At 65.9% G+C, this 26644-nt stretch carries 26 protein-coding genes, 1 tRNA gene and 1 riboswitch; of the genes, 14 read left to right on the top strand and 13 right to left on the bottom strand.

Going from position 1 to position 26644, the window contains the following annotated elements; all coding sequences use genetic code 11:
* The first annotated feature begins 147 nt into the window (after window positions 1-147).
* The 4 genes from JOE41_RS14515 (at window position 148) to JOE41_RS14500 (ending at window position 3803) form a co-directional block, all read left to right on the top strand.
* Entirely contained in the window at window positions 148-1566 is a 1419-nt protein-coding gene (locus tag JOE41_RS14515) for a phosphomannomutase/phosphoglucomutase (RefSeq protein WP_043429355.1), read from the top strand.
* Window positions 1567-1575: 9 nt separating this feature from the next.
* Window positions 1576-2046 (top strand): hypothetical protein, encoded by a 471-nt coding sequence (locus JOE41_RS14510; protein ID WP_011690537.1) that lies wholly within the window; start codon window positions 1576-1578, stop codon window positions 2044-2046.
* Window positions 2047-2066: 20 nt separating this feature from the next.
* Window positions 2067-2516 (top strand): Rrf2 family transcriptional regulator, encoded by a 450-nt coding sequence (locus JOE41_RS14505; protein ID WP_011690536.1) that lies wholly within the window; start codon window positions 2067-2069, stop codon window positions 2514-2516.
* A 126-nt stretch (window positions 2517-2642) separates the two neighbouring features.
* Window positions 2643-3803, top strand: a complete 1161-nt coding sequence (locus tag JOE41_RS14500; protein ID WP_209752756.1) for a globin domain-containing protein — start codon at window positions 2643-2645, stop codon at window positions 3801-3803.
* A gap of 151 nt (window positions 3804-3954) precedes the next feature.
* On the opposite strand, the gene JOE41_RS14495 is transcribed toward JOE41_RS14500, so the two are convergent.
* The gene (locus JOE41_RS14495; RefSeq protein WP_209752755.1) at window positions 3955-5790 is read right to left on the bottom strand and encodes a phosphoenolpyruvate carboxykinase (GTP); all 1836 of its coding nucleotides are present in this window, start codon (window positions 5788-5790) and stop codon (window positions 3955-3957) included.
* Window positions 5791-6068: 278 nt separating this feature from the next.
* Between JOE41_RS14495 and JOE41_RS14490 the strand changes: the two genes are divergently transcribed.
* Window positions 6069-6142, top strand: a tRNA-Arg gene (locus tag JOE41_RS14490).
* Window positions 6143-6270: 128 nt separating this feature from the next.
* On the opposite strand, the gene JOE41_RS14485 is transcribed toward JOE41_RS14490, so the two are convergent.
* Complete coding sequence (locus tag JOE41_RS14485; protein ID WP_209752754.1) at window positions 6271-6999, bottom strand: FadR/GntR family transcriptional regulator; 729 nt, start codon at window positions 6997-6999, stop codon at window positions 6271-6273.
* Between the two features lie 192 nt (window positions 7000-7191).
* Between JOE41_RS14485 and JOE41_RS14480 the strand changes: the two genes are divergently transcribed.
* The 4 genes from JOE41_RS14480 (at window position 7192) to JOE41_RS14465 (ending at window position 12067) form a co-directional block, all read left to right on the top strand.
* A complete protein-coding gene (locus JOE41_RS14480) occupies window positions 7192-8658 on the top strand; it encodes an NAD(P)/FAD-dependent oxidoreductase (protein ID WP_209752753.1) in 1467 nt (488 codons plus the stop codon).
* A gap of 87 nt (window positions 8659-8745) precedes the next feature.
* Window positions 8746-9420, top strand: a complete 675-nt coding sequence (locus JOE41_RS14475) for an ABC transporter ATP-binding protein (RefSeq protein WP_011690531.1) — start codon at window positions 8746-8748, stop codon at window positions 9418-9420.
* Window positions 9417-11453, top strand: a complete 2037-nt coding sequence (locus JOE41_RS14470) for a YhgE/Pip domain-containing protein (RefSeq protein WP_209752752.1) — start codon at window positions 9417-9419, stop codon at window positions 11451-11453. Before JOE41_RS14475 ends, JOE41_RS14470 begins: the two co-directional genes overlap by 4 nt.
* On the top strand, window positions 11450-12067 hold the full coding sequence (locus JOE41_RS14465; protein WP_011690529.1) for a TetR/AcrR family transcriptional regulator: 618 nt from the start codon (window positions 11450-11452) through the stop codon (window positions 12065-12067). The genes JOE41_RS14470 and JOE41_RS14465 overlap by 4 nt, the downstream gene beginning before the upstream one ends.
* A gap of 527 nt (window positions 12068-12594) precedes the next feature.
* Here the strand turns inward: JOE41_RS14465 and JOE41_RS14460 are convergent.
* From JOE41_RS14460 to JOE41_RS14435, 6 genes are all read right to left on the bottom strand, one after another.
* Window positions 12595-13692, bottom strand: coding sequence for an EamA family transporter (locus tag JOE41_RS14460; RefSeq protein WP_209752751.1), 1098 nt, complete (start codon window positions 13690-13692; stop codon window positions 12595-12597).
* A 45-nt stretch (window positions 13693-13737) separates the two neighbouring features.
* Window positions 13738-14451 carry a hypothetical protein gene (locus JOE41_RS14455; protein WP_209752750.1) on the bottom strand — a complete coding sequence of 238 codons (714 nt, stop codon included), beginning with the start codon at window positions 14449-14451 and terminating at the stop codon, window positions 13738-13740.
* 136 nt (window positions 14452-14587) lie between these two features.
* Window positions 14588-15115 carry a histidine phosphatase family protein gene (locus tag JOE41_RS14450; protein WP_011690526.1) on the bottom strand — a complete coding sequence of 176 codons (528 nt, stop codon included), beginning with the start codon at window positions 15113-15115 and terminating at the stop codon, window positions 14588-14590.
* A gap of 57 nt (window positions 15116-15172) precedes the next feature.
* Window positions 15173-15376 carry a dodecin family protein gene (locus JOE41_RS14445; protein ID WP_011690525.1) on the bottom strand — a complete coding sequence of 68 codons (204 nt, stop codon included), beginning with the start codon at window positions 15374-15376 and terminating at the stop codon, window positions 15173-15175.
* Between the two features lie 276 nt (window positions 15377-15652).
* Window positions 15653-16525, bottom strand: a complete 873-nt coding sequence (locus JOE41_RS14440; protein WP_011690524.1) for a winged helix-turn-helix domain-containing protein — start codon at window positions 16523-16525, stop codon at window positions 15653-15655.
* Window positions 16526-17068: 543 nt separating this feature from the next.
* Window positions 17069-17923, bottom strand: coding sequence for a hypothetical protein (locus JOE41_RS14435; protein ID WP_209752749.1), 855 nt, complete (start codon window positions 17921-17923; stop codon window positions 17069-17071).
* A gap of 247 nt (window positions 17924-18170) precedes the next feature.
* On the opposite strand from JOE41_RS14435, the gene JOE41_RS14430 reads away from it, so the two are divergent.
* The 5 genes from JOE41_RS14430 to JOE41_RS14410 all read left to right on the top strand — a co-directional run bounded on the left by JOE41_RS14430 (window position 18171) and on the right by JOE41_RS14410 (window position 23453).
* Window positions 18171-18911 carry a response regulator transcription factor gene (locus JOE41_RS14430; RefSeq protein WP_011690522.1) on the top strand — a complete coding sequence of 247 codons (741 nt, stop codon included), beginning with the start codon at window positions 18171-18173 and terminating at the stop codon, window positions 18909-18911.
* Window positions 18912-18914: 3 nt separating this feature from the next.
* Window positions 18915-20447 carry a HAMP domain-containing sensor histidine kinase gene (locus JOE41_RS14425; protein ID WP_209752748.1) on the top strand — a complete coding sequence of 511 codons (1533 nt, stop codon included), beginning with the start codon at window positions 18915-18917 and terminating at the stop codon, window positions 20445-20447.
* A 138-nt stretch (window positions 20448-20585) separates the two neighbouring features.
* A riboswitch (cyclic di-AMP (ydaO/yuaA leader) is annotated at window positions 20586-20770 on the top strand.
* A complete protein-coding gene (locus tag JOE41_RS14420; RefSeq protein WP_209752747.1) occupies window positions 20770-21546 on the top strand; it encodes a hypothetical protein in 777 nt (258 codons plus the stop codon). It overlaps the preceding riboswitch by 1 nt.
* Before the next feature lie 243 nt (window positions 21547-21789).
* Window positions 21790-22302 (top strand): hypothetical protein, encoded by a 513-nt coding sequence (locus JOE41_RS14415; RefSeq protein ID WP_209752746.1) that lies wholly within the window; start codon window positions 21790-21792, stop codon window positions 22300-22302.
* A 149-nt stretch (window positions 22303-22451) separates the two neighbouring features.
* Window positions 22452-23453, top strand: coding sequence for a dolichyl-phosphate beta-glucosyltransferase (locus JOE41_RS14410; protein ID WP_209752745.1), 1002 nt, complete (start codon window positions 22452-22454; stop codon window positions 23451-23453).
* On the opposite strand, the gene JOE41_RS14405 is transcribed toward JOE41_RS14410, so the two are convergent.
* The 5 genes from JOE41_RS14405 to JOE41_RS14385 all read right to left on the bottom strand — a co-directional run bounded on the left by JOE41_RS14405 (window position 23381) and on the right by JOE41_RS14385 (window position 26606).
* Window positions 23381-23749 (bottom strand): STAS/SEC14 domain-containing protein, encoded by a 369-nt coding sequence (locus JOE41_RS14405; RefSeq protein WP_209752744.1) that lies wholly within the window; start codon window positions 23747-23749, stop codon window positions 23381-23383. The genes JOE41_RS14410 and JOE41_RS14405 overlap by 73 nt on opposite strands.
* Window positions 23750-23816: 67 nt before the next feature.
* On the bottom strand, window positions 23817-24521 hold the full coding sequence (locus tag JOE41_RS14400) for an HAD-IA family hydrolase (RefSeq protein ID WP_011690516.1): 705 nt from the start codon (window positions 24519-24521) through the stop codon (window positions 23817-23819).
* A gap of 44 nt (window positions 24522-24565) precedes the next feature.
* Window positions 24566-24943, bottom strand: a complete 378-nt coding sequence (locus JOE41_RS14395) for a glyoxalase superfamily protein (RefSeq protein WP_011690515.1) — start codon at window positions 24941-24943, stop codon at window positions 24566-24568.
* A 136-nt stretch (window positions 24944-25079) separates the two neighbouring features.
* Window positions 25080-25715: a uracil phosphoribosyltransferase gene (upp, locus tag JOE41_RS14390; protein ID WP_011690514.1), complete on the bottom strand. Its 636-nt coding sequence runs from the start codon at window positions 25713-25715 to the stop codon at window positions 25080-25082.
* 12 nt (window positions 25716-25727) lie between these two features.
* Entirely contained in the window at window positions 25728-26606 is an 879-nt protein-coding gene (locus JOE41_RS14385) for a phosphatase PAP2 family protein (protein WP_245200720.1), read from the bottom strand.
* Window positions 26607-26644 lie beyond the last annotated feature (38 nt).

Here is a 26644-nt window from a genome sequence, read left to right as displayed (position 1 = left end):
AAGCCAGGTGACCGGCCATGTGGACAGCCGCACACCGCGCCCACGTCCGCGCAGCCGGCACCTCCTTGACGGCACGCTGCACACCGCGTCCACGTAACGCAACCTCTCCTCCACAGCCGCTTGGCGCTTCCACGTAAGATGGAACGCGTGACTAGCGACCAGACAAAGACTTTTGACCTTTCGGCATCGTTCAAGGCCTATGACGTGCGTGGCATTGTGGGCGAGTCCATTACCGCCGAAATCGTCGAAGCCGTGGGCGCCGCATTCGTGGACGTCCTGAAGCTCGAGGGCCAGACTGTCCTGGTGGGCGGCGACATGCGCCCCTCCTCCCCGGAGTTCAGCAAGGCATTCGCCAACGGTGCCGCCACCCGCGGAGCCAACGTCCAGCTGCTGGACCTCATTTCCACCGACGAGCTCTACTACGCCTGCGGTGCGCTCAACGCGGCAGGTGCCACGTTCACCGCCAGCCACAATCCGGCCGAGTACAACGGCATCAAGATGTCCAAGGCCGGCGCCCAGCCCATCTCCTCGGAGTCAGGCCTGAAGGATATCCAGGCCCGCGCGGAGGAGTACCTCCACGCGGGATCCATCCCGGCCGCTGCCAAGCGCGGCCTCATCGGAGTCCACGACGTCCTGAAGGACTACTCCGAATATCTCCGCAAACTAGTTGACCTCCGGGGATCCCGCCCCCTGAAGGTGGTTGTCGACGCCGGCAACGGCATGGCCGGCCTGACCACCCCTGCGGTACTCGGCGATGCGCTCCTGCCCAAGCTGCCGTTCGACATCATTCCCCTCTACTTCGAGCTCGACGGTTCCTTCCCGAACCACCCTGCCAATCCCCTCGAGCCGGAAAACCTGCTTGACCTGCAGGCGGCCGTTGTGGAACACGGCGCGGACATCGGGCTCGCGTTCGACGGCGACGCCGACCGCTGCTTCGTCATCGACGAGAAGGGCAACCCCGTCTCGCCGTCGGCCATCACCGGAATGGTGGCCCGCCGGGAGATTGCCCGCGCCAAGGCGCAGGGCGAGGAAACCCCCACCATCATCCACAACCTGCTGACCTCACGGGCCGTCCCGGAGCTTGTGGCGCACGACGGCGGCCGCGCGGTGCGCACGCGCGTGGGCCACTCGTTCATCAAGGCCGAGATGGCCGAGGAAGGCGCCGTGTTCGGCGGCGAGCACTCAGCGCACTTCTATTTCCGCGATTTCTGGAATGCAGACACCGGCATGCTGGCCGCAATGCATGTCCTGGCCGCCCTCGGCGAACAGGACCTCCCGTTGTCCGAGCTCGGCCACGAGTACGAACCGTACGTCTCCTCCGGGGAAATCAACTCCGAAATCGAAGACAAGGCGGGCGCCGTGGAGCGGGTCCGCGCCGATTTTGCCGGCGAAGACGTCGAGATCGACACACTGGACGGCAGCACGTTCACGGCCCGCGACGGCAGCTGGTGGTTCAACCTGCGTCCGTCCAACACTGAGCCGTTCCTCCGTTTGAACACCGAGGCCACGGACCGGGCCACCATGGAACGCATCCGCGACCGCGTGCTGGCCCTGGTCAACGGCTAGGCGGCCCGCATGACTGAACTTTCCGGAACATCCTGGCGGGATTCGGTGCCCGAAGCCACGGCCACCGACCTGGAAAACCTGTTGGGCACCGGCGTCGGTGCGGCCCAGGAACAGCTGGGACGCAACGGCGGTTTCCTCCCGTTCGCGCTGGTGGTGGAGAACGACGGCGAGGTGCGCCTCGTCGCCGTCACGCCTGCTGACAGCGAGGACGGCTCGGAGGACGGCTTCGATGCCGACGCGATGATCAGTGACCTCACCGAGCTGCTCCGGCAGCACCGGGACGACTTCCGTGCCGCCGCCGTAGTCTGCGACATCACGTTGCTGGAAGAAGACACCGACGCCATCCACGTCGCTGCCGAGCACCGTGACGGTTCCGTTTTCGCCGCGGTCCTGCCTTACGAACCCAATGTCGAGTCCCATGAATGGGAGTTCGGGCAGCTTGCAGCTGATTCCAACGAGCCCTCCATCTGGGTGGACTAGACCTCCAATGGGTTGCTGACATGAAAATCAACGCGTTCGCGGACGTGAGCCTGCGCGCCATGATGGTCCTGGCGGCCGCACCGGACGGCAACCTCCTCACCACCCAGAGCATCGCCGACGCCGTGGGAACTCCCTACAACCATGTCAGCAAGGCCATGGCCCGGCTCCGCGAACTCGGCGTGATCGACGTCGAGCGGGGTCGAAACGGCGGCTCGCGGCTCAACGAGGCCGGACGCCGGGCCACCGTAGGGCAGCTCCTGCGGCAACTGAACACCCGGACCGATCCGGCCGACTGCCATTCGCTCAATGGCGATTGCCCGCTCATCAACGAATGCCGGCTTCGCGGCGCCCTTGCGCGGGCCAGGGAGGCCTTTTACCGCGAGCTTGACGACATTGTGGTGTCCACGCTTCCCGGCACACGCCAGATGGCGCCGGTCTTCCAGGCGATCGGACTGCGGCCCGGGATCTAAGGCCCGTCCCGATTTGGTTATCTTTTCTACACCGTGTAGAACTTAGGTATAAATACTCGTATTTGAAATACCGGTATTTTTTATCGGTCCGGTTGAAGACCCCGGGCCACTATCTCAGGAGTCAACATGCTCTCGGACAAGTCCTTCCCCGTCATCGAGGCCACCCTCCCCCTGGTCGGTTCCCGGATCGGTGAAATCACCCCCAAGTTTTACGCCCGCCTCTTCGCAGCACACCCGGAACTACTGGACGGGCTCTTCAGCCGCTCCAACCAGCGCAACGGCAACCAGCAGCAGGCGCTGGCCGGAAGCATCGCCGCTTTCGCCACCCACCTGGTGAACAACCCCGGCACCCTGCCCGAGACCGTGCTTGCGCGCATCGCCCACCGCCACGCCTCCCTCGGCATCACCGAACCGCAGTACCAAGTGGTCTACGAGCACCTCTTCGCCGCCATCGCCGAGGACCTCGCCGAGGTCATTACCCCGGAAATCGCCGAAGCCTGGACCGAGGTCTACTGGCTCATGGCGGATGCGCTGATCAAGCTCGAAAAGGGCCTCTACGCCGCACAGGCCAACGGCGTGATGTGGAGCCCGTGGCGGGTCGCCGCCAAGACTGCTGCCGGCACCGGCTCCATGACGTTCACCCTGGAACCTGCCGACGACACCCCCGTCACCCCCGCCCTTGCGGGACAGTACGTGAGCGTCAAGGTCCAGCTCCCGGACGGACTCCGCCAGGTCCGCCAGTACTCGCTGTCCGGCGAGGCCGGCACGAGCCGGACGTTCACCACCAAGAAGGACGACGGCGGCGAAGTCTCCCCCGTCCTGCACAACAACGTCCAAGTGGGCGACATCCTCGAGATCTCCAACCCCTACGGTGAAATCACCCTCAAGGAAGGCGACGGGCCCGTCGTCCTGGCCTCCGCCGGCATTGGCTGCACACCCACCGCCTCCATCCTGCGCTCCCTCGCTGACTCCGGCTCGGACCGCCAGGTCCTGGTCCTGCACGCGGAAAGCGACCTGGACAGCTGGGCCCTGCGCAGCCAGATGACGGACGACGTCGAACGCCTAGACGGCGCCGACCTGCAGCTCTGGCTCGAGCAGCCGGTCGCCGGAACCAAGGAGGGCTTCATGTCGCTGCGCGAAGTCGACCTGCCGGCCAACGCCTCGCTGTACCTGTGCGGTCCGCTGCCGTTCATGAAGCACATCCGCAACGAGGCCATCAACGCCGGGATCCCCGCCACGAAGATCCACTACGAAGTCTTCGGCCCGGACATCTGGCTGGCTTCCTAACAGCAGGAGCGAACGGACACGTAAGCCCCGGGGCTTACGTGTCCGTTCGCGGTTAAGGGCCTAAGTGTCCGTTCGCGCAATGTACGACGGCGGCGCCGAACCTTTTCTGAGAAGGTGCGGCGCCGCCGTCGTGATGTTCTTGTCCAGCTGGCTAGCTGTGGTCCGCCATACGTTCCTTGAGGGCGTCCAGCTCGGCGCGCAGGGCCTCCGGCAGGGAGTCGCCGAACTTCGCGTACCACTCCTCGATGGAGGCAAGCTCTGCGTCCCATTCCTCGCGGTCGACGCGGACGGCGTCTTCCACGTGGGCGTGGGTCAGGTCCAGGCCCGTGAGGTCCAGCGCGTGGCCCGCCGGCACGAAGCCGATCGGGGTCTCAATGGCGTCAGCCTTGCCTTCGATGCGCTCGATGGCCCACTTGAGGACACGGGCATTGTCGCCGAAACCGGGCCAGGCGAAATCGCCGTCGGCGGTGCGGCGGAACCAGTTGACCAGGAAAATGTGCGGCAGGCGCTCCGGGTTGGCCTTGCCTGAGACGCTGATCCAGTGCTTCAGGTAGTCGCCTGCGTCGTAGCCGATGAACGGCAGCATGGCCATCGGGTCGCGGCGAAGCACGCCGACCTGCCCGGCGGCGGCCGCCGTGGTCTCGGAGGAGAGCGTGGAACCCATGAAGATGCCATTGGTCCAGCTGCGGGCCTGGGTCACCAGCGGAACCGTGGTCTTGCGGCGGCCGCCGAAGAGGATGGCTGAAAGCTCCACGCCTTCGGGGCTGTAGTACTCCTCGGCCAGCATGTCGATCTGTGAAATCGGTGTGCAGAAGCGGGAGTTCGGGTGGGCAGCCGGCTTGTCCGAATCCGGCGTCCAGGAGTTGCCCTGCCAGTCGGTCAGGTGCGCCGGGGTTTCCTCGGTCATACCCTCCCACCAGACGCCGCCGTCGTCCGTGAGGGCGACGTTGGTGAAGATGCTGTGGCCCTTGGCGATGGCGCGCATGGCGTTGGGGTTGGTGCCCCAGCCGGTGCCGGGGGCGACGCCGAACAGGCCGGCCTCCGGGTTCGTGGCGCGCAGCTCGCCTTCCTTGCCGATCCGCATCCAGGTGATGTCGTCACCAAGGGTCTCGACCTCCCAGCCCTCGATGGTGGGGTCAAGCAGGGCGAGGTTGGTCTTGCCGCAGGCCGAAGGGAAGGCGGCGGACATGTAGTACGACTTCTTCTCCGGGGAGGTGAGCTTGAGGATAAGCATGTGCTCGGCAAGCCAGCCCTCGTCCCGGGCCATCACGGAAGCGATGCGCAGGGCGTAGCACTTCTTGCCCAGGAGGGCGTTTCCGCCGTAGCCGGAGCCGAACGACCAGATGGAACGCTCCTCCGGGAAATGGACAATCCACTTGTCCGGGTTGCACGGCCATGCGACGTCGGCCTGGCCGGGGGCCAAGGGGGCGCCCAGGGAGTGCAGTGCGGGAACGAAGAACGCGTTCGTGGCGGTGATCTTGTCCAGCACTTCGGTGCCGATGTTGGCCATGATGCGCATGGAGGCAACCACGTAGGCGCTGTCAGTGATCTCGACGCCGAATTTGGGATCCTCTGCGTCAAGGTGGCCCATGACGAACGGGATGACGTACATGGTGCGGCCGCGCATGGAACCGGCGAACAGGCCACGAAGCTTCTGCTTCATCTCGGCCGGTGCCATCCAGTTATTGGTGAAGCCGGCATCCCGCTCGTTCTCCGAGCAGATGAATGTCTGCTCTTCAACGCGCGCCACGTCCGCGGGATCGGAGAATGCGGCGAAGGAGTTCGGGAACAGCTCCGGGTTCAGCCTGGTCAGCGTTCCGGCTTCGACCAGCTCGCCCGTGAGGCGGGTGTATTCCTCTTCCGTACCGTCGACCCAGTGGATCCGGTCCGGCTGGGTAAGTTCTGCAACCTCTTCGACCCATGCCAGCAGGCCAGCATGTGTTGTGGGTGCTTTCTCAAGCAGCGGCAGTCGTGCGAGATCGCCCATTGCGGTTCCCTTCCTCGGGTTCAGTGGTGTGTCCTAAATGCTAGGGCTCTAGACCACTGCACTTTTTGAGTCAGACGTGGGATGTCCGGGCGGCAAAAAAGCAAAAACCGCGGAAAATCAAGGAACCGTATGGGGCGAATCGGGTCTTTTTGTGAGTAAGGTCACATAGACCGGTCTAGTCGTGCACATTACACGCCTGCCGATTTGGAACTCGGCGGCAACTCGCGTAAAGTAATTCGAGGTTCGGGGGTGAACGAAAAACTCCCGGAGCCGAGAATGCGCCCATAGCTCAGCTGGATAGAGCGTCTGTCTACGGAACAGAAGGTCAGGGGTTCGAATCCCTTTGGGCGCACATAGAACGAAAGATCCGCACCGGTTCGCCGGTGCGGATCTTTTTTGTTTCAGTTTGTTTCGCGTGGGTCCGCCTCCCGCCCAGCTCTGGGAGGCAGCCCCGGGCGGGCTGCCCGCCCGCAGGCCGCCCTACTCGTTTATTGCGTCGTGGATGCGGCGGCGGATGCCGTCGAAATGGCGGTTCAGCCGTTCAGCAGCCAGCGCCTTGTCCCCGTCCGCCACGGCCTCGTAGATGCGGCGGTGGACAGCGGCCGTCTCCGTAAGGTCCTCGGTGCCTGCTCCGACTTCCAGGTGGATCTGCCGGTACACCTTCCAGAAGACGGCGAGCAGGCTGATCAGCAGGGTGTTGTTGAGCGGTTCGAACAAGCGCCGGTGAAACTCTGCATCCGCTTCCACGAACGTCTCCCCCGCGGCGGCCAGCTCCTCCATCCGGATCACGGATTCCTCAACGGCGGCCAGCTGGCCGGACGTCATGGTGTCCATGGCGCTCCCGATCAGGCCTGATTCGAGCGCCTGCCTGACGTCCACCAGTTCCAGGGCCTCCCCGCCCTTGTGGCGCAGCGAGAGCCTGCCGCGGAAAGTCAGGCCGTCGGCCAGCGCATCAAAATTGTTGGGCGCCACAAACATGCCGAATCCGTGCCGGATTTCAACAACTCCGAGCGCCTGGAGGACTTTGAGCGATTCGCGGAGGGTATTGCGTCCCACTCCCAAGGCCAGGGCCAGTTCGTTTTCCGTGGGGAGCGGATCACCCGCTTCAAGTTCACGGTCCAGGATGAGGTCCATGATGTCCGCCTGGAGAGCGCGCAGTCGGGCCTGGGCGCTGAAACGCGCCTGCGAAGCGACGCCTGGTGTTGTCATGGGTTCCCCTAACCGAGAGTTCTGAACCACCGTGCGGAGTGGGTCACAGAAAACAATATTGGATGTCCCACCTTCTGTTAAGCGCCCGCGCCAAACACTGACCCGATTCCCGGCACCGCTTCGTATGGTTTCTTCCTGCTTCGTGTGGTTTCTTCCCGCGGGCAGCACCGCCGCCGGGCGTAGTCTGGTGCCATGACGGCCAGAGTTGAACGCGAATTCGATGTCATTGTGATCGGCGCCGGAGCCGTGGGGGAAAACGTCGCGGACCGGGTGGTCCAGGGCGGGCTCACCGCGGTCCTGATTGAGGCGGAGCTGGTGGGCGGCGAGTGCTCATACTGGGCCTGCATGCCGTCCAAGGCCCTGCTTCGCCCTGGAACCGCCCTGCACGGGGCGCAAACGGTCCCCGGCGCCGAGGAGGCGGTCACGCGTACCCTGGATGCCTCCGCGGTCCTGAAACGCCGGGACTACTTCACGTCCAACTGGCAGGATGACGGCCAGGTCAAATGGGTGGAGGACACCGGCATCGAACTGATCCGCGGCCGCGGCCGCCTCACTGGCCCGCGGGCCGTCGAAGTAGCCGGGCGCGACGGCGTCACCTATTTGCTCTCGGCAAGGCACGCCGTCGTGCTTTCCACCGGTTCGGCCCCCACGGCCCCGCCGGTTGCGGGCCTGGCGGGGCTGGACTACTGGACCACGCGCGAGGCCACGTCCGCACGCAGCGTCCCGCAGAGCCTTGCGGTCCTCGGCGCCGGGGTGGCCGGCACCGAGCTGGCACAGGCATTTGCCCGCCTGGGTTCCGCCGTGACTCTCGTGGCCCGCGGCGGGCTACTCAGTATGTATCCGAAGGACGCCGCAAGCCTGGTGCTGGCCGGCCTCAGGGCCGACGGCGTGGACGTCCGCCTCAACACCGGCACGGAGAAGGTCAGCAGGAACGGGGACGGCTCGTTTACGGTCGCCCTGGCCGACGGTGACAGCATCAGGGCTGAGCGTCTCCTCGTCGCCACCGGCCGCCATCCCGCACTGGACGGGCTGGGGCTGGAAGCAGTGGGACTTGGTGCCTCGGACGGCAGGGTGCCACCGCTTCGCACGGATACCACCGGCCTGGTTGAGGGCATGGACTACGCCGGCCAGGGCGACGGCGGGGACTGGCTCTACGCGGTGGGGGATGCGGCGGGCAAGGTCATGCTCACGCACCAGGGCAAGTACTCGGCCCGCGCCACCGGGGATGCCATCGCGGCGCGGGCCAAAGGCGAACTGCAGGGCTCGCCGGAGCCGTGGACCCGCTTCGCTCAGACGGCCAACGATCACGCCGTGCCCAACGTGGTGTTCACGGATCCCGAGCTGGCCAGTGTGGGCCGGTCGGTGGAGCAGGCACGGAAGGACGGCTATAACGTGTCCTCGGTGGAGCTTCCCATCAGCGTGGCCGGGTCCTCGCTACATTCCGAGCATTACGAGGGCTGGGCACAGCTGGTGGTGGACGAGGACCGGAAGGTGCTCCTCGGGGCCACCTTTGCGGGGCCGGACGTTGCCGAACTCCTCCATGCCGCCACCATCGCCGTGGTGGGCGAGGTGCCGCTGAACCGGCTGTGGCACGCGGTGCCTTCCTATCCCACCGTCAGCGAGGTGTGGCTGCGGCTGCTTGAGGAGTACGGCCTCTGACTGCTTGATCACACTTGAACCGATCTATTTGAACTGACTGGTCAGTTTAGTTAGCCTTGGTGCAGACAACCACTGCGAAAGGCTTCCATGCTCTCGGTTCGACAGCTTCATGTGAAAGGCCGGCGGGATGATTTGCTCCCGCCCACTTCACTCCAGGCACGGCGCGGCGAGCTGGTACTGGTTTCCGGCGCCCGCCAGGACCAGAGGACCGCTCTGGCACTCACCCTCAGCGGACGGATGAAACCGACCTCCGGCGAGCTCCTCTGGGACGGCGCGGCGAAGACGAAGCGCCTTCGCGCGGGCAGCTCGCTCGTGGACTCCCCCGGGGTCAATGAGCCTGAACAGCACCTGAGCGTGCGCGACCTCGTCACGGAAGACCTCGCCCTGATCCCGCGGCGCTACCGTGGCGCCCTGCTCAGCACCCCGTGGCTCAAAGTCAACCGTTTCGAGGACATCGCAGGCCTCTGGGCGGAACAGCTGGCCCCCGCCCGGCGCATCGAACTGCTCACCGCCCTATCGCTCGCAAACCCGCACACCGACCTCCTCGTGGTCGACTCCCCCGACCGCCACAGCGCTGCTCCCGCGGACTGGCTGCCGCGGCTCCAGGAGCTGGCGTACGACGGCGGCCGGCCCCTCGCCGTCGTCGCCACCGTCGCTGCCCTCCCGGACAACTGGACGGGCACGGCCGCCGAGATCGGCAACGCCGTCCCCCGCCCCTCCACCGCGACTGCCCCCACCCCCGAAACAGAGGACGCAAAGTGACTGTGCTGAGGCTGGCCCGCTCCGAACTCAAGCGCATGACCGGCGGGCTGCTGCCCAAGCTGACCATCCTTGCCCTGACCATGGTGCCCCTGCTCTACGGGGCTGTGTACCTGTACGCCAACTGGGATCCGTACAGCAACCTGGACCAGATCGACGCGGCGCTGGTGGTGGAGGACACGGGCGCCACCTCCAGCGACGGAACGCAGCTGCAGGCCGGCCGGAAGGTGGCGGACAGCCTCATCGACGGTCACGTGTTCAACTGGCAGTCCGTGGATTCCGCCGAACAGGCCGACCAGGGAGTCAGCAGCGGCAAGTACGCCTTCGCCTTGAAGATTCCGAAGGATTTTTCCGCCAACCTGGTGTCCCCCGGCAGCTTCGACGCCGCCAACCAGGCCATGCTGAACGTGACCACCAACGACGCCAATAACTACTTGCTGAGCACTATCGTGGACAAGCTGACCACTGCCGTCCACTCGAGTGTGGCCAAGGAAGTGGGCGAGGAAACCGCCAACCAGCTGCTCACCGGCTTCGGCACCATCCACACACAGATGGTCAAAGCGGCTGACGGCGCCGGCCAGCTTTCCGACGGCGTCAGCAAGCTCCACGACGGCACCGTCACCCTGCACGAGGGAACCTCGCAGCTCAGCAGCGGCGCCGGGGAACTCTACAATGGCCAGCTCAAGCTGCGCGACGGCGCCAACCAGCTGAACGACGGCGCGGCACAGCTCAGCGACGGACTCAGCCAGCTGAAGGACAAGACAGCCTCACTCCCGGCGGATTCGCAGAAACTGGCTGACGGCGCCGCCCAGGTAGCGGCCGGAAACGCCACGCTGAACACCAAGGTGCAGGACGTCGTGGGGCAATTGGACGCCGCGGACCAGGGACTGCGGAACCGCGTGGTGGAATCCAACGGCAGGCTGATGGCCGCGGGCATCATCACCCAGGCGCAGGCGGACAGCATCCTCAAGGACTTCGACGCAGCCGCGGCATCCGGACCGGTGGCGGACGCCAAGGCAAAAATCCAGTCCGACGCCGCGCAGATCCAGCAGCTTTCGGACGGTTCGGCCGCGGTGAGCGCCGGTGCCGCCAGGCTCGCGGCGGCCACACCCGCCCTGACCGGCGCCATCGCCCAGGCGTCCGCGGGCGCGGACCAGTTGCACACCGGGACCTCCGCGTTGGCCGCCGGGGAGCAAAGCGCCGTGGACGGCACAGCGAAGCTTGCCGAAGGTGCCGGGACGCTCGACAGCGGCGCAGCGCAGCTTGAAGCCGGTGCCACAACGGCCGCCAACGGAGCAGCCACGCTGGCCTCGGAACTCGGCAAGGGCGCCGGCCAGGTGCCCAATCCCGATGACGCCCAGAAGAGCAGCCTCTCGAAGGTCATGGCCGATCCCGTGGCCGTCAGCAACGTCTCCCAGGCGAAGGCCGGGTCCTACGGAGCCGGCCTGGCACCGTTCTTCCTGACCCTCGCGCTGTGGATCGGCATCTTCATGCTGATCCAGGCCATGCGTCCCGTCACCCAGCGGGCGCTGGCTTCCAACGCGCCGTCGTGGAAGATTGCCCTGGGCGGCTGGCTGCCGTTCCTGGCCGTCTCCGTTGTCCAGGCGAGCCTGCTCACCCTGGTGGTGGACGTGGCGCTGGGCCTCAACCCCGCGCATCCGGTGCTGATGTGGCTGTTCATGCTGGCCGCCGCGATGGCCTTCAGCGCCATCATCCAGGGCATCGTGGCCCTGCTTGGCTCCCCCGGAAAGCTGGTGGTCCTGATCCTGCTGGTGCTCCAGCTGGTGTCCTCGGGCGGCACGTTCCCCTGGCAGACCACCCCCCAGCCACTGCATCTGGTGCACGAAATCCTCCCCATGGGCTACGTCGTGACCGGCATGCGGCACCTGATCTACGGCGCGGACCTTTCCATGATCCTGCCCATCGTGGCGGGCCTGCTTGGCTACACTGTGCTGGGGGCCGCGCTGTCAACGCTGGCCGTCCACAAGCACAAGTTCTGGACCCTGAAGTCCCTGAAACCGGAGATCGCCGTATGAGCATGCAGGAAGCCGGCGAAAAGAAACTCCGCCCGGCCCGTACCAATGCCACCAAACAGAAGCTGTTCGACGCTTCCATGGAGCTGATCGGCGAGCGCGGCGCGGCCGGCGTCACCGTGGACGAGATCGCCGCGGCGGCCGGCGTCTCCAAGGGAACCGTGTACTACAACTTCGGCAGCAAGTCCGACCTGATCGCCCAGCTGCTGCGCCACGGAGTGGACATCCTGCACGCCCGGCTGTTGAGCGTGCAGGACTCCTCCGCCGATCCGCTGGCCGCCATGGACGAGATGATCGGTCAGGCGATGGACTTCATGGCAGAGTACCCGTCCTTCGCCAGGCTCTGGGTCAGCGAAAACTGGCGGACCCCCAGCGAATGGCAGGACACCTTCGCGGAGCTCCGCGGACGGCTGCTCAAGGTAATCGGCGGCGCGATCGAGGGCGTCGCCGCGCGCTACACCGTCGACGAGTCCATCTCCCGGGGCAGCCTGGAGACCGCAATCTTCGGCGCGTGCTTCGTGGTGGGGCTGGACCGCCAGACCTACAACCCTGAACGCACCCGCGAACAAAGCGTCGCGGCCATTATGGCGATCATGCGTGGCTACGTCCGGAAGTAGCCCGCATCGGGGAAGATTAGTCACATGCGCCACATGGGTAACAGCGGAAGGATAGCTATTGCGGCGGCCTGTGCCGCCGCAGGGCTCCTGGTGCTGACCGCGATAACGCTCGAAGAGTCCGTGTTGTTCACGTTCCTCGGAGCTGTGGCCGTGGGCTACCTCGCGTGCGTCATCCAGGTGGTGGTCCGGGGCCGCCACCTGGCGCTGCTGGTGGGCGGCATCGGTACGAGCCTGTTCATCGGGTTCACCATCGCGTTCCTGCGCATGTGGGGCCTGGCGTTCACCGCGGAGACGGATTCCCTGGGTGCGGCGGTGACAACCCGGGACTCCGATATCTACTTCTACCTCGCCGCGGTGTCCGGCGCGGGGACGCTGCTGGTTCTGTTCGCAGGGGCGGTATGGCCGGCCGGAAAGCGGCTCCGGTCCGACCGCAGCCGGTCCGGGCGCAGTGAATCCGGACGGCGCAAGCCCTCAGCGGCAAGGCGGCCGACGGCCAGACCGGCGCCCCGCCCTGCCGCAGGGACCACCTACGGGCGTGTCCCGGCGTCGCGATCCGGCGCGGTCCGTACGCCCGCGGCCAAGCGGCCGGCGTCGCCCTCGGCCAAGTCCGCGGTCCCTCGTGCTGCCCGGCCGGCGCCCAAGTCCGCCGCGCCCAAATCTGTGCCTAAACCGGCAGCCAAACCGTCGCCCACGTCCCCGGCGAAGGCTACATCGCGTCGTTGAGCATGCCATCGCCTTTGGCCGGGTGTGGCGCCCTGCCGGCCCGGCAGGAGGACGGCGATTGCCACCCCGCCCAGCAGCAGAAGTCCGCCTGCTACCTCGGCTGGTGACGGCACCTCGCCCAGGACCAGCCAGGCCGTCGTCATTCCCACGACCGGCACAAGCAGCGTAAACGGAACCACGGCGGACGACGGATAGATTCCCAGGAGCCAGTTCCAGATTCCATAACCCACCAGCGAGCCCAGGACGGCCGTGTAGATCGCACTCAGGATGGTGACCACCTGCAAGCCTGCGAGGCTACCGCCTACCGCGGCCGGCCCGTCGATCAACAGGGACAGGCCGATCAGCGGTAGCGGAACCACTGCACCGGACCACACCACAAGCCCCAGGCCGGAAGAGGCCTTGGCCTGCCGGGCGACGATGTTTCCGGCCGCCCACGACAGCGCAGCGGCCAGGACGATGAGCAGGGGAAGGACCGGGGCGACCATGCTGCGGCCGACCGCCACCACCGCGAGTCCGGCCACTCCGAGGACGACGCCGGCAAACTGCCTCACGCTGGGACGCTCACCCAGGATTCCCGCAGCGAGGAGAACAGTCAGCAGCACCTGTGCCTGCAGGACAAGCGAGGCGAGCCCTGCGGGCATGCCCAGCGCCATGGCCAGGTAGAGGAGACCGAATTGTCCGGCGCTCATGAAGAGGCCCACGCCGACGATGGCCCGCCAACTGACGTCCGGCCTGCGGATGAAGAAGATCCACGGAAAGACGACCAGAACGAAGCGCATGGCAACAAAGAGCAGCGGCGGCACCTCAGTGCCGTTGGCGTGCAGGCCAAGGTCTATCGCAACGAAGTTGGCGCCCCACAGGACGGCCACAAGGACCGCGAGGGCGGAATGGCGAAGGTTCACGCTCCGTGCTGCCGGTTCAGTGCCGGGGCGTCAGAGGATGCGGGCTCAAAGATTCCGCGGGCGCTCTCCCGGCGCCCCGTCCGCCCCGTGGTCGGGCACGGCATCATGCTTGGCAGCGTCGCGATCCGCAGCGTCGCGCTGAGGTGGTGCGACCGGTTCAGTCGTGGCTGGTCCGGCATGGCCGGGTTCTGCGGTGCCTGGGACTGCCGTGCCCGGGGCTGTGGTGCCAGCGGCTGTCGCCGGGGCTGTGGTGCCCGGGGCTGTCGCCGGCACGTTGTCACCGCGACCGCGGGTTCCAGCTTCTGCACGCGTCTGCGGCTGTGCGGGAAGGGTCTCGTCCTGCCGGTCGGCGTCATGGCGAACAGCGTCATGGCGATCGGTATCGCGGTTGTCAGCGTCGTGGCGGTCAGCGTCGCGACGGTCGGCTGTGACGACGTCCGGGTCAACCTCATCGGCCTTGCGGAGCTGTTCCTGCGACGCGGCCCGCACGCGCTCGGCTTCCGCCTGCTTTTCGCGGGCGTCCCGGCGCAGGCGCTCCGCCTCGACTTCGGCCTGTTTTGCGTCGGCCTCGGCGCGGGCCGCTTTGGCCTCGCGATCCCGCGCTCCGAGCTCGTCGGCTTTGGCTTTTTCACGCATTTCGGCGGCCTTGTTCCTGTCCGCCTCCACCTTGCGCCGCCGGTTGAAGAAGAGCACCGCTGCGATGATCGCAATCACTACAACAACGCCGATGATGATCCCCACAAGCTGTCCTGAGTCCACGATGATCTCCTTCTAACCGGGGCCGCTGACGAATATCTCCAGTAAACATCACAAACCCCGCGCTGACCATGAACACGGCGGCAGAAGGGGCAGGAGTCAGAGGTGCGCGGGGCTGCCGCGGTCCCGCCAGCGCCCCTTAGTGCGCCCGGGGCACCTTGAAGTGCGTCAGCCGGGCATCCTGGCCATCCAGTTCTGCCCAGGTTTTGTCGGTTTCCAGCACAGTCAGGCCGCTGGTGGGAAACCGGGTGGCGGCGTCCATATAAGCATCGTGGTTGGAATCGCGCGACGCCAGGTGCATGGCAAGATCCTGCACTCCGGGCATGTGGGAGATCACCATCAGCGTAGTCACGGTATCCGGAACGTGGTTGATGACCTTCAGCATGCGCAGCGCGGACGCGCCGTAGAGGCCGTCCTCGAGTTTCGGTGTCGGGGCTTTGTCGCCTAATTCCGCGCACACCCAGGTACACGTCTGCCGAGTACGCAGCGCACTGGAGCAGAGGATGAAATCGGGAACCACCCCGTGCTTGAGCAGCCATTTTCCGGCCAGGGGAGCCTCACGGTGCCCGCGTTCCTCCAGCGGGCGCTCATGATCGGGCACTCCTCCGGGCCAGTCTGCCTTGGAGTGCCGCATGAGGACCAAACGCCTGATGTGATGCTCGCTCATGCCCCAATCCTAGTGCGGCGGCCCTGCCCCTCAGGTCACGGCCGCCCTGCACAGGGTTCAGTCCTCCAGTACGAAGGTCACTTCAAGCACAACGTGCCACGCGACGACGGCGCCGTCCGCGATTTCGACTTTCTGCTCTTTCACCCACGCGCCCGTGACACCCCGAAGCGTCTTGTTGGCGCGCTCGATGCCCTCCTTGATGGCCGCATCGAACGAAGTTTTGGAATTCGAGCTCAGGGTTGTAATGCGTGCTACAGACATAGTTCCTCCTGATGGTCGGATGGACGATCAGAGACTACGCCGCACCACCCGGCACCAACAGGGCCATAGGAACTAAGCCACGGAGGCACATACTCCGAGAGCCCGCCCGCGGGAAGGCGGCCCTTTCGGCTGGATCAAGGGCGCTGAAGCGTAGCGGCACATCCCGAAAGCGCAGTTGTTGCGTGAAGAACGAGCGCACGCGGCGAGGGATCGTGCCGCGAAAGCGAAGGCGCCCGCCCCCACGGAGGGAACGGGCGCTTTCGAACGAGTCTAGGACTAGATGGAGTATTCCGGAGCGGCCCAGACTACGACCTCCGGGTGCTCGTAGAACCGGTAGCCCTGGCCGCGTACCGTGCGGACGGTGTTGGCGAGGCGGCCCAACTTGGAGCGGAGGCGGCGGATGTGGACGTCGATGGTGCGCTCGTTGGGGACCTCTTCGGCGTTGCGCCACAGACCTTCGAGCAGTTCGTCGCGGCCCACGGTGCGGGTGCCGTTTTCGACGAGGTAGTTGAGGAGTTCGAACTCCTTGAACGTAAGGTTCAGGGAGTCGCCGTCGAGGTGGACTTCACGGCGGGCCAGGTCGATGAGGACGCCGGACGGCCGGGGATCCTGCGGCTGCGGCAGCCGGGTGGTCTCGGTGCGCTGCCGGGAGTTGACGGTGGGGTCGCCGAAAGTGGACCGTACGACGTCGAGCGCGGAACCCGGGGCGCTGGCGGGGGCTACGGCCACCGCGGCGTAGCTCTCTGCACCGGAGACGAGCGACTGCGCGTAGGCGCGGATTTCCTGAGCAAGTTTCGCAATGGAGGTTCCGGCTGCTGCCGCCGTTTCCTCGTCGATGCCCATGTAGAGGACAAATCCACGGGCTACGTTTTCGTTTGCGACGGGGCGGACGGCACTGCCGTTGGCCGGTGCAATCACAGGGGTGGGGGCCGTCTGCGGGGCGGCCTCGGCGGCGGGAACAGCGCGAAGCTGGCCATAGGAGTTCGGGTTGTAGCCCTGGGGCGCGTAGCCGGGTGCCGGGAAGCTGTTGCCGGGGGCTGCCGGGGCGAACGCCGGACGGGCACCGAATCCCTGGCGGAGGCCTGAGGGCTGGCCGCCCTTGTTGGCGTTTCGGACGGAGATGTGGACGTATCCAGATGCAACTGACATGGAATGCTTACCTCAATGTGAATGGCCGTCATCGCGGCTCGAATGCTGTCTTTCCCCGCAATGAGATCTGGGGAGGGGCGCCCGACGCTGGGCTAGGGGCGAATGCCTAAAAACTTCTCGGGATGGGAAAGTTAGGCGTGCATTCGACAACAGCGCATGTCTTCGCCAGCGGGTGGGCTGGTCCAGGATTCTGCGGCTGCAGGTGCTGTTGAGTTCTTGTTCACAATTGAAGTGTGCAACGTAACAATGAAAACTTGCAAGTAACAATGGACACTATCGTCCGCATCGTGAGACAGAATCCCGCATTGTGGCCCAAATCACGATTCTGAAATGCCAATAATATAACAGGTGTTTTTCAGAACGATCGATCGGATTCTCTTGAATGCCGAATTTTCTTCTCCATAACTCGTGTTTTCGATGCGAAAATTCAGCCTGTATGGAATTGCTGAAATACGAGGGCCGCGCTTTGCACATGTCCAGCCCCCGGCCGGGCTTCACGGAAAAATTCTGTCCTGCGCAGCCCCGCCGGGCCCGCCGGCCGGCTCAGTTGGACTGACCGGTGAGCGTCGCGGCTACCAGCTGGACCGACTCCGCCGGGAAGCTGTCACCGTCCTTACCCGCAACGATCCTGACCATCGCACCGGACACGATGTCCGCCACGGTGAGTTGGCTGATGGCCGCAGCGCCGGACTGTTGACGCCTTTGTTGCAGATTGCTCACCGCCACATCTGAACCGAGTGCATAAGTGCGGCTGAAGCCGTCCGTGCTCTTGACTGTCACGGAGCCCGAGTTCACTTCGGTGACCGTTCCCTGCTGTTCCACTTTGGTGACGTAGGCGCCGTCCTCGAGGGCCACGTACTCGGAGTGAACGGCGGCGGATACTCCGTTGCCCATTCCGCCCAGGCCATCCGGGGCGAAGTTGCCCGGGCCGCCCTGGGGCGGCATCCCGCCGCCGGCAAAGCCGCCCTGCGCACCGCCGCGGCCGCCCGGCGATGTTTCCTGCAATGCGCCTGCATCGGCCGTGCCGTCAGCCGCCGCAGAGCTGGAGGTCAGGGCATAGATGCCCACGCCGGCTCCGCCTGCGAGAACAGCCGCCGCTCCGGCGGCAGCAACCCCCCGCTTCACGGTCCACGGCTTCGAACGGCCCGCCGGCCCGCCCGGAAAGCCGCCAGGCGGCGGGGTACGCCAGCTGGCGTACGGCCGGGATGATCCCCATCCCGCCTCCGGTAGCGAACCGGAAGCAGCGGACGACGGCGGCGCTCCCCACCCGGGAGCATGCCCGCCGTTGGCGGGGCTAATAGCGGGAATGTTCATACGACCGCCTGCAGGGACCGGATGGTCTTCCGGAGTCCTGTCGGAATCGTTGTCCGGAACCGGCGTGCTGTGGTGGTTGTTCATGGTGTACTCCTTGAGCCTGGCGCTTGGTCCACTCCAGACTCCGAAGCGTTCCTGTGCGGGGCCTGTGCGGGGCAGGAGGCCAAGCTGTGACCTTTCCGAAGCTGGTTTCACCCCGGCAAAGCAGCCGGTCCCCGCCGGGCAGCCCATGGATGGCCCGCCCCTGCGTTCAGCTCGCTAGGCTGGGATTCACAGCTGGCCCACAGGATCCCCATAGCGCCGGCTAAACCGCAGATCGGAGAGTTGTCCCATGGCCACTTCGCACTCCATGACTAACAACCTTCCCCAGCTCACCCACCCGGACGGCTCCCCCATCCGTGCCCTGGTGGTGGACGACGAACCCAGCCTCTCCGAGCTCATGAGCATGGGCCTGCGGATGGCAGGCTGGTCCGTTGCCGTCGCCGGAGACGGCCCGGATGCTGTAAAACTCGCCAAGGAATTCCGCCCGGACGTGCTGGTGCTGGATGTGATGCTCCCCGGGTTCGACGGCGTCGAGCTGCTCACCAGGATCCGCGCCTTCGCGCCGGAGGTGCCCGCGCTCTTCCTGACGGCGAAGGACGCCGTCCAGGACCGCATCCTTGGCCTGGCGGCCGGCGGGGACGACTACGTCACCAAGCCCTTCAGCATGGAAGAGGTGCTCCTGCGCCTGCACCGGCTGGTCCAGCGTTCCGGAGTCGCCGCCATGGACACCGCCGAACTCGTGGTGGGCGACCTCGTCCTCAACATTGACACGCGCGAAGTGACCCGGGCCGGGGAGGAACTGCAGCTGACCGCCACCCAGTTCGAACTCCTCCGCTACCTCATGGAGAACCCCAGGCGGGTGGTCAGCAAGGCACAGATCCTGGACCGCGTATGGGACTACGACTTCGGTGGCCAGGCCAACATCGTGGAGCTCTACATTTCCTACCTGCGAAAAAAGGTGGATGCCGTCCACCCGCCCATGATCCACACCGTCCGCGGCGCGGGATACGTCATCAAACCGGCGGATTGAGCGGTGCCCACACTCTCCGGCGTAACCCGCAAAGACCGCCGCCGCTGGCTTGATCCGTCGACCTGGCACCTGCGCACCCGGCTGGTACTGGTGGCCATGGCACTCCTTGTGGCCATCTGCGGCGCGATCGGCCTGTTCAGCTATGCCTCCATGGATTCCTTCCTGACCAGGCAGCTCGATGAACGGCTGGGGCAGGCCTCACGGCTGTCGAACGAGGCAGGACGGCCACGGCCCAGCAACCCGTCCGGCAGGCAGGACGGGTTCGAAGGCCCGGGCCAGGGCGTCGGAACGCTCATCGCGCGCATAGATAACGGGAATGTCAGCAGCGCCGGGTTCCTCGCCAAAGACGCCACCGTGGCGTCCCTCTCCCCCGAGGATAACCAGATTCTTTTGGCACTCCAGCCCGACGGAACGCCCGTCGATCGGGCACTGTCCACCGGCTCCTACCGTCTGGTGGCAGTCCAGGCGCCATACGGGGACGTGATTGTCACCGGACTCCCCCTGAACGAAAAACAGAACACGCTCAACTCTTTGGTATGGACGATGGTGATCGTGTCGATGGGCGGCCTGATCCTGATCGGCCTTGCCGGAACGGTGCTGATCCGTCGCACCATGAAACCCCTCGAGCAACTGTCCGAAGTCGCCACGCAGGTTTCGAAACTGCCGCTCGACGCCGGCGAGGTGGCCCTCGCAGTCCGCGTGCCGCCGTCGAACGCGCACCCCGGAACCGAAGTGGGCAGTGTGGGGCATGCCCTCAACCTCATGCTGGATAACGTCTCCAAAGCGCTGGAAGCCCGCCAGCAGAGCGAAACCAGGGTGCGCCAGTTCGTGGCCGACGCATCGCACGAGCTGCGCACGCCGCTCACCGCCATTCGCGGCTACACGGAACTCATGCGCATGACCGAGGACTTCACCCCGGACGGCCAGAAGTCGCTGGCCAGGGTGCAGAGCCAGTCTGAACGGATGACCACCCTGGTGGAGGACCTCCTGCTGTTGGCCCGGTTGGACGAAGGCCAGCCGCTAAAGATCAGCGATGTGGACCTGACGCAGCTTGCGGTGGAAACCGTCAGCGACGAGAAGGTCATGGCACCGGACCGCATCTGGCAGCTGGAGCTTCCGGAAGAGCCCGTGGTGGTCCGCGGGGATGCCAGGCAGCTGCACCAGGTGATCGCCAACCTGCTCTCCAATGCCCGCAAGCACACGGAACCGGGCACTACCGTGGTCACTGGAGTGATGCGGTCAGCCGACGGCAGCGCCGTGGTGACCGTAACGGACAACGGTGCCGGGATCCCGCCGGAGTTTGTGGACCGGGTTTTCGCCCGCTTTGCCCGGGCGGATGCGGCGCGAACCAGTCCGGGAGGTTCTGCTTCTGGTTCCGGCGGCACGCGCGCTGCGGCTGCCGAGGGCACGAGTGGCCTGGGCCTGTCGATCGTGCAGTCGATCGTGGAGGCGCACGGCGGAACCGTGGAGGTCAATTCACGCCCGGGACGCACCGAGTTTGCCCTGCGGCTCCCGGGGGAATTACCGGAAGCCTAGCGGCACCGCAAACCCGCTTCCGGCTTCGGCGAACGCGCAAGCCAACGCGCCGCCGTCGTGACCCTCGTTACCGAAATGTGACTTAAGCGCCGGACTCCTGTACGGTTTTTAGAGTGCGGCCACCGTTCCGGCCGCATATCCGGATGGACGCCAAACTCTGCCGCTACCCGGATTTCCTCATGATCAGGCAGAGGCGGGGGACCCAGGTCTCCGGGCATTCTGCATAGCCGCCCTTGGGGTGAAGCCGACACGTGAAGTTCCGTGCGGCCGGATGACCTCATCCGAACCCGACAGCTAACTCCGCCGGCATCGAGAGGCAACCATGACTAAATCCACGCCAGAAGTACGTCCTGAGCCCGCTTCCCGCAAGTCCGCAGCGCCTGCGCAACGCTCACGCCACCGCGCCGAACCAGCCGCCAAGGTGTCCCCGCTGTCCCGGTTCGCTGCCAGCCTGCAGGGCTCCGGCCGCCGGGCCGCAGTAGTAACCACCGCTTGCGCCGTGCTGATTGGTGTCGGCGCCGCCGGCCAGGCTTCCGAACCCGTCGGCCCTGCAACATCGGCAACGGGCGCAGGGAGCGCCGCAACTACTGCCGACGCCGAATCGAAGCTCGCGTTCGAAAAAATCCTCGTTTCCGCCATGCCCGCGCCGTCCTCCGTCAGCGTGAACGCGCAGTCGTCCGGTGAGAAGCCGTCGGAGGAGACGGCACCGGAAGCGCCTGCAGCCGCCCCCGCTCCTGCACCTGCCGCGGCTCCCCAACCGGCTCCTGCCCCGGCGCCGCCCGTAGCCGTGGACGATCCCGCAGCTGCCCAGGCGTATGCAGCCTCCCAGCTTGGAACGTACGGCTGGGCGGCTGACCAGATGCAGTGCCTCACCACGCTGTGGACCAAGGAATCGGATTGGAAGACCACTGCCACGAACGCCAGCAGCGGCGCGTACGGCATTGTCCAGTCGCTGCCGGCCGAAAAGATGGCCAGCGCCGGGTCCGACTACCTGACCAACTTCCGCACCCAGATCAACTGGGGCTTGAACTACGTGAAGGAACGGTACGGCTCCCCCTGCGGCGCCCTGGACTTCCACTACGCCAACAACTGGTACTAGACCGGCACCTGTAGCCACCTTGGTTCGCAACGCCGGAGGCCCCGAATCCATGCTTGGATTCGGGGCCTCCGGCCGTCTTGGCGTTCTTGCTTCCTCCTGGACCCCCGGGGACCTTCGCGCCCCGTTTCGGGTCCACAAGGTTTTCACAAGGTCGACGAGTGACTGTTGGTCGCCGCCGCTTTCAATTGTCTTCCCAGCGGCTGCCGGCCCCAGCGCCGTCATCAAGATGCAGGGAGCACAAGAATGAAAAAATGGTTAGTTCCGACGGCCGTTCTGGCCTCAATCTTCGCGGCCGCCGCTCCGGCCGCCGCCGCCCCTTCGGGCCCGCCGCAGCCACCGCTTCAGACCAATTACGTCTTCCACTGCGGCCAAGCCGCCGGTGGCTTCGACATCGAGGCCACCGTAACTGGCCGCGTAAAGGACATCGTCATCCCGGGTGACAGAGTCATTTCAATAGCCCCGAACCTCAACGTGACCCTAACTGCAAACGGTAAGACCGTAAGTTACGTCATCACGGGCGCCTCACACATCCAATTTGTGCCAAATGCCGAAGATCCCACCAGCGTCGAATTCAAGTCGACCGGCAGGAACCTCCTTTCATTCGCCGATACTGACAAGACCGGACCTGACGTTTCCGGCGTCGTCCTCGTATCGGGCAACTTCAACTTCGCCGTTGCCGGGGACTTCCAGACGGAACTCCGGAGATACTCTGGACCGGGCAGGGTCATAGACGTCTGCGAAGTACTCGCGCCATAACGCACCCAACCGCGGCGGCGGTGCTCCCACCAAAGACGGCGGGCGCACTGTCGCCGGTTCCCTTGCCCTTATCCGCACCCGGCAAGGCCCACAGCAGCTGCACAGCTTCGGCCTAAATTCTTCATATGCGGCGGCGCCATAGTTGAACCATGACGCTCACAGACCTGGCCACGGGAACCCCGCTGCACCCGCAACCGCAGGCCGCCGTCGACCCCAGGCCGGGTCCTCCCGATCCGACGTTCCTCCGGCCGGGTCACGTCCGCCGGGCCCCCATAGATACGCGGATGACGGGCGTGACAGGAACCGCTGCGCCCGTCCTGGATGTAGTCATCCCGGTCTACAACGAGGAACAGGGCCTGGAGCAGTCCCTTCGCCAACTCCACTGGTATCTGGCCGGCACGTTTCCCTACCCGTTCCGGATTACGGTGGCGGATAATTCCAGCACCGACGGCACGCTCAAGGCCGCCGAGCGAGTGGCCCGGGAACTACGCGAGGTCACGGTGGTCCGGCTAACCTCCAAAGGACGCGGCAACGCGCTCCGCACCGTGTGGCTGGCCTCGCCGTCCCCCGTCCTGGCCTACATGGACGTGAGTCTTTCCACCGACCTCGCTGCGCTCGCTCCCCTGGTCGCCCCGCTTCTTTCCGGACACTCGGACCTGGCGATCGGGTCGCGGCTGGCACGATCTTCTTGTGTTGTCCGCGGACCGTGGCGGGGGTTCATCTCCCGCGGCTACAACTTTCTGCTGCATACGCTGATGGGTGCGCGTTTCAGCGATGCGCAGTGCGGCTTCAAGGCTATCCGTGCAGATGTTGCCCGGCACATCCTGCCGCACACGGCCGACACCGCATGGTTCTTTGACACCGAACTGCTGGTCCTGGCCGAAAGATGCGGACTCCGCGTGCACGAGGTCCCGGTGGACTGGAGGGACGGTGGCGACGCCGGTGTGGACCTCTTCCAGACTGCCCTCGCCGATCTTCGCGGCATGGGCCGCCTCAGCCGCGACTTGGCGACCGGCCGCATTCCGGTTCCGGAACTGCGGGCCCAACTCGCGCCGTGGTGCCACCGCCTCGATGACGGCTACGGCAGCCGGAGCCACCGCATGGCTTCCTCCGGGCAGGTGAAATACCGCGTCGGAGCAGCAGGAGAATGAACGCTGAGGAAGAAGTTGGCCAATGCCCTGTCCACCGGAGAAGCCCCGAGGAGCGCCACCCTGGCCACGGTGCTGGGACGGGCAAAGACGCGCCGGGCGCCGCGGCTCATGGACTCAGTCGCAGCCATGTCCACCAGCATCGGAAACGGACGTCCGCAGCTCAGTTCATTGACGGCGGACATCACGGCCACGGCGGCTTCCTCGCAAATGGCCAGGCCAGGAATCCAACGCACATGCAAGACGCCGTTCCGGAGCTCGACGGTGCCCCTGGCGCCGTCAATCGGAATTCCGGTCATCCTATCCCCCCCAAGATAGAGTCAGCCGCCCCCCATGACACTACTGGACAGGGCACCGGGTTGGGCGTCAGAACCGGAAGGAAATCGTCCGGACGCCGGCGTCGTCCACGTCCGTGGTGACGGATACCGCGGAGTAGTCGGCAATGTGCAGGACGCCGTCCGGCAGCGGGCCGGTGTTGGGCCCGATGGCCACGGTCCGGATCCCGGCGGCAACACCGGCCGCAATGCCTGCCGGGGCATCCTCAAAGACCAGGGCATCGGCCGGCTCCACGCCGAGCAGTTCTGCGGCGCGGAGGTAACCTTCCGGATGCGGCTTGCCCCGGGTGACGAGATCTGCCGTGACGGCTGTGGCCGGCATGGCAAGCTTCGCGGCGCCCATTCGGATATCGGCCAGGATCCGGTCGGCTGAAGTCACTAGCGCCACGGCATCCGCCGGGAGGCTGCGCAGCAGGTCGGCCGCCCCGGGCAACGCCACAATGCCCTCTGTCCGGACCCGCTCCATGGCGCCCAGTTCCGCGGTCAGGGCGGCAACGTCGGCGCCGGCGGGCGCAAACCGCCGCACTGTGTCCCCTGCCTGGACGCCATGGGAGGTGCGGAGGATCTCGGCGATGTCCAGGCCGTAACGCACGGCGAATTCACCCCACACCTGCTCCACGACGGCCGTGGAATCAACGAGGGTGCCGTCCATGTCGAACAGGACGGCACGGGCGGTGACGATGGCAGCGGACGAAGCCGCGGTGACCGCTGCGGGGGCGTCGGGGTGAAAGCTCATGCTTCCATCCTGCCCCACCAGAGGCAGCGGCGGGATTCTGTGACCTAGCCGTTCGGACGGTGGGGGATGTACTGGACGGCCCATTTGTTGCCGTCGGGGTCGGCGAAGTGGACGAAGTGGCCCCAGGCCTGGACGTCGACGTCGCTGACGTCAACACCGTTGTCCTTCAGCTGCTTGTGCGCGGCCTGGATGTCGCTGACCACAAGTTGCAGGCCGGGAGCGGTGCCCGGCGGAGCGTCGTTGAGGCCCTCGCCGATGGCGATCGAACAGCCGGAGCCCGGCGGGGTCAGCTGGACGAAACGGAGGCCCTCCATGGGACGTTCATCGTAGTCCGCGTTGAAGCCGACTTTGTTGACGTAAAAATCCTTGGCACGGTCCACGTCGGACACAGGGACAAACACCAGTTCGAGTTTCCAGTCCATGGGCCACAGGCTAGCCGCGGCCACCGGAATCCGGAAGAGGGCAACCGCTTCCCGAGAACGCGGGTGCGGGCCGGGAACTGCGTTCCGGAACGCAGTCCCCGGCCCGCAGCCACGGCTTGAAGATTCAGCCCGGCAGCTAGCCTGCGATGCCGTAGAGGCGGTCCCCGGCGTCGCCGAGTCCGGGAACGATGTAGGACTTCTCGTTGAGCTTCTCGTCAATGGAGGCCAGGACAATGGTCACGTTGGCGTCCGAGAGTTCTTCCTCCAGCTTGGCCAGGCCCTCGGGGGCAGCGAGGAGGCAGATGCATGTCACGTCCGAGGCACCGCGCTTGAACAGGAACTTGATGGCTTCGCGCAGGGTGCCGCCGGTGGCAAGCATGGGATCCAGGACGAAGATCTGCCGGTCTGTCAGGTTCTCAGGCAGGCGCTCCGCATAGGTAATGATGTCCAGGGTTTCCTCGTCGCGGGCCATTCCCAGGAAGCCGACCTCGGCCGTGGGTACAAGCTTGGTCATTCCTTCGAGCATGCCCAGTCCGGCGCGGAGGATGGGAACCACCAGCGGCGTGGGCTTGGTGAACGCAGTGCCGATGGTGGTGCTGACCGGCGTTTCGATGGTGACGGGTTCGGTGCGGACGTCCCGCGTGGCCTCATAGGCGAGGAGCGTGACGAGCTCCTCGGTGAGCTGCCGGAAGACCGGGGAAGGGGTGTTCTTGTCCCGCAGAACGGTGAGCTTGTGAGCGACCAGCGGGTGGTCCACGACGAGTGTGCGCATGGGTCAAAACTATCACCCGGAGGTGGTGTCCCCGCCCCGCGAGCCGCGGGCCTGCCCGGGGCTGTCCGTGCCCTCCGGGTGGTCCTCGGCGCGGTGTGCGGCATGGTGGGCCGCAAGTTCCTCCCGGAGCACCGGGTGGTCGAAGGTCGGGGCAGGACCGGCATGCTCGCGGTGCCGCATCACGTGGAACAGCCTGTGGGCCAGGATCACGATTCCCACCCAGGCAAGGCCAAGGAGCCACCCGGCGATGACGTCAGTCAGCCAGTGGTGGCCGAGGAAGACCCTGCTCAGGCCCATGGCGATGATGAAGAGCGAACCCGCCGTGATCATGGACACCCGGGCCACGGTCCGCTGGATCTGCAGGCAGGCCAGATAGACCACCAGCCCGATGACGACGGTGGTGTTGAGCGTGTGCCCGCTGGGGAACGACGGCGAATCCTCGAAGGGCGGAACAGCGTCCGCATGGTCGGGACGCGTGCGGCCAAAGAGCTTTTTGCCGAAGGTGGTTGCAGTCACCGAGGCAGCAGCTCCGCCGCCCACCAGGATGAGGGGCCGCCAGGTGCGTCCCGCCCAGGTCAGCCAGGCCGTCAGGATGCTGCCGACGATCGGCATGCCGATCCCGCCGCCAATGTTGGTGAAGGCGGTAACGGCGGAATTGAGCCAGGGGGTCCGGAGGTCTTCGGACAGAGCCAGCGCGGGCTTGTCGAGGTTGGCGAGGCCGGCTTCGTCCACCACGTTGTCGTAGACTTCGGCGCCGAGGAACGCCAGCGTCACAACGATTACGCCGCCAATCAGCATGGTGATCCAGAGGGCGGCGTAAGGCACCACCCACCGCCCCCACCGGTCGGTAATGCGGTCAGTCAAGGTCTTCACGTCGTCTCCCGGGCTCATCCGTCGCCTGCGCCTTCCGTATCTTCGAAACTATCATT

It is taken from the genome of Arthrobacter sp. PvP103, assembly GCF_017833075.1.
Classification (GTDB): Bacteria; Actinomycetota; Actinomycetes; order Actinomycetales; family Micrococcaceae; genus Arthrobacter.
The sequence above is the reverse complement of the archived record's forward strand: the minus strand, read 5'-3'. Positions and strand labels throughout refer to the sequence as shown.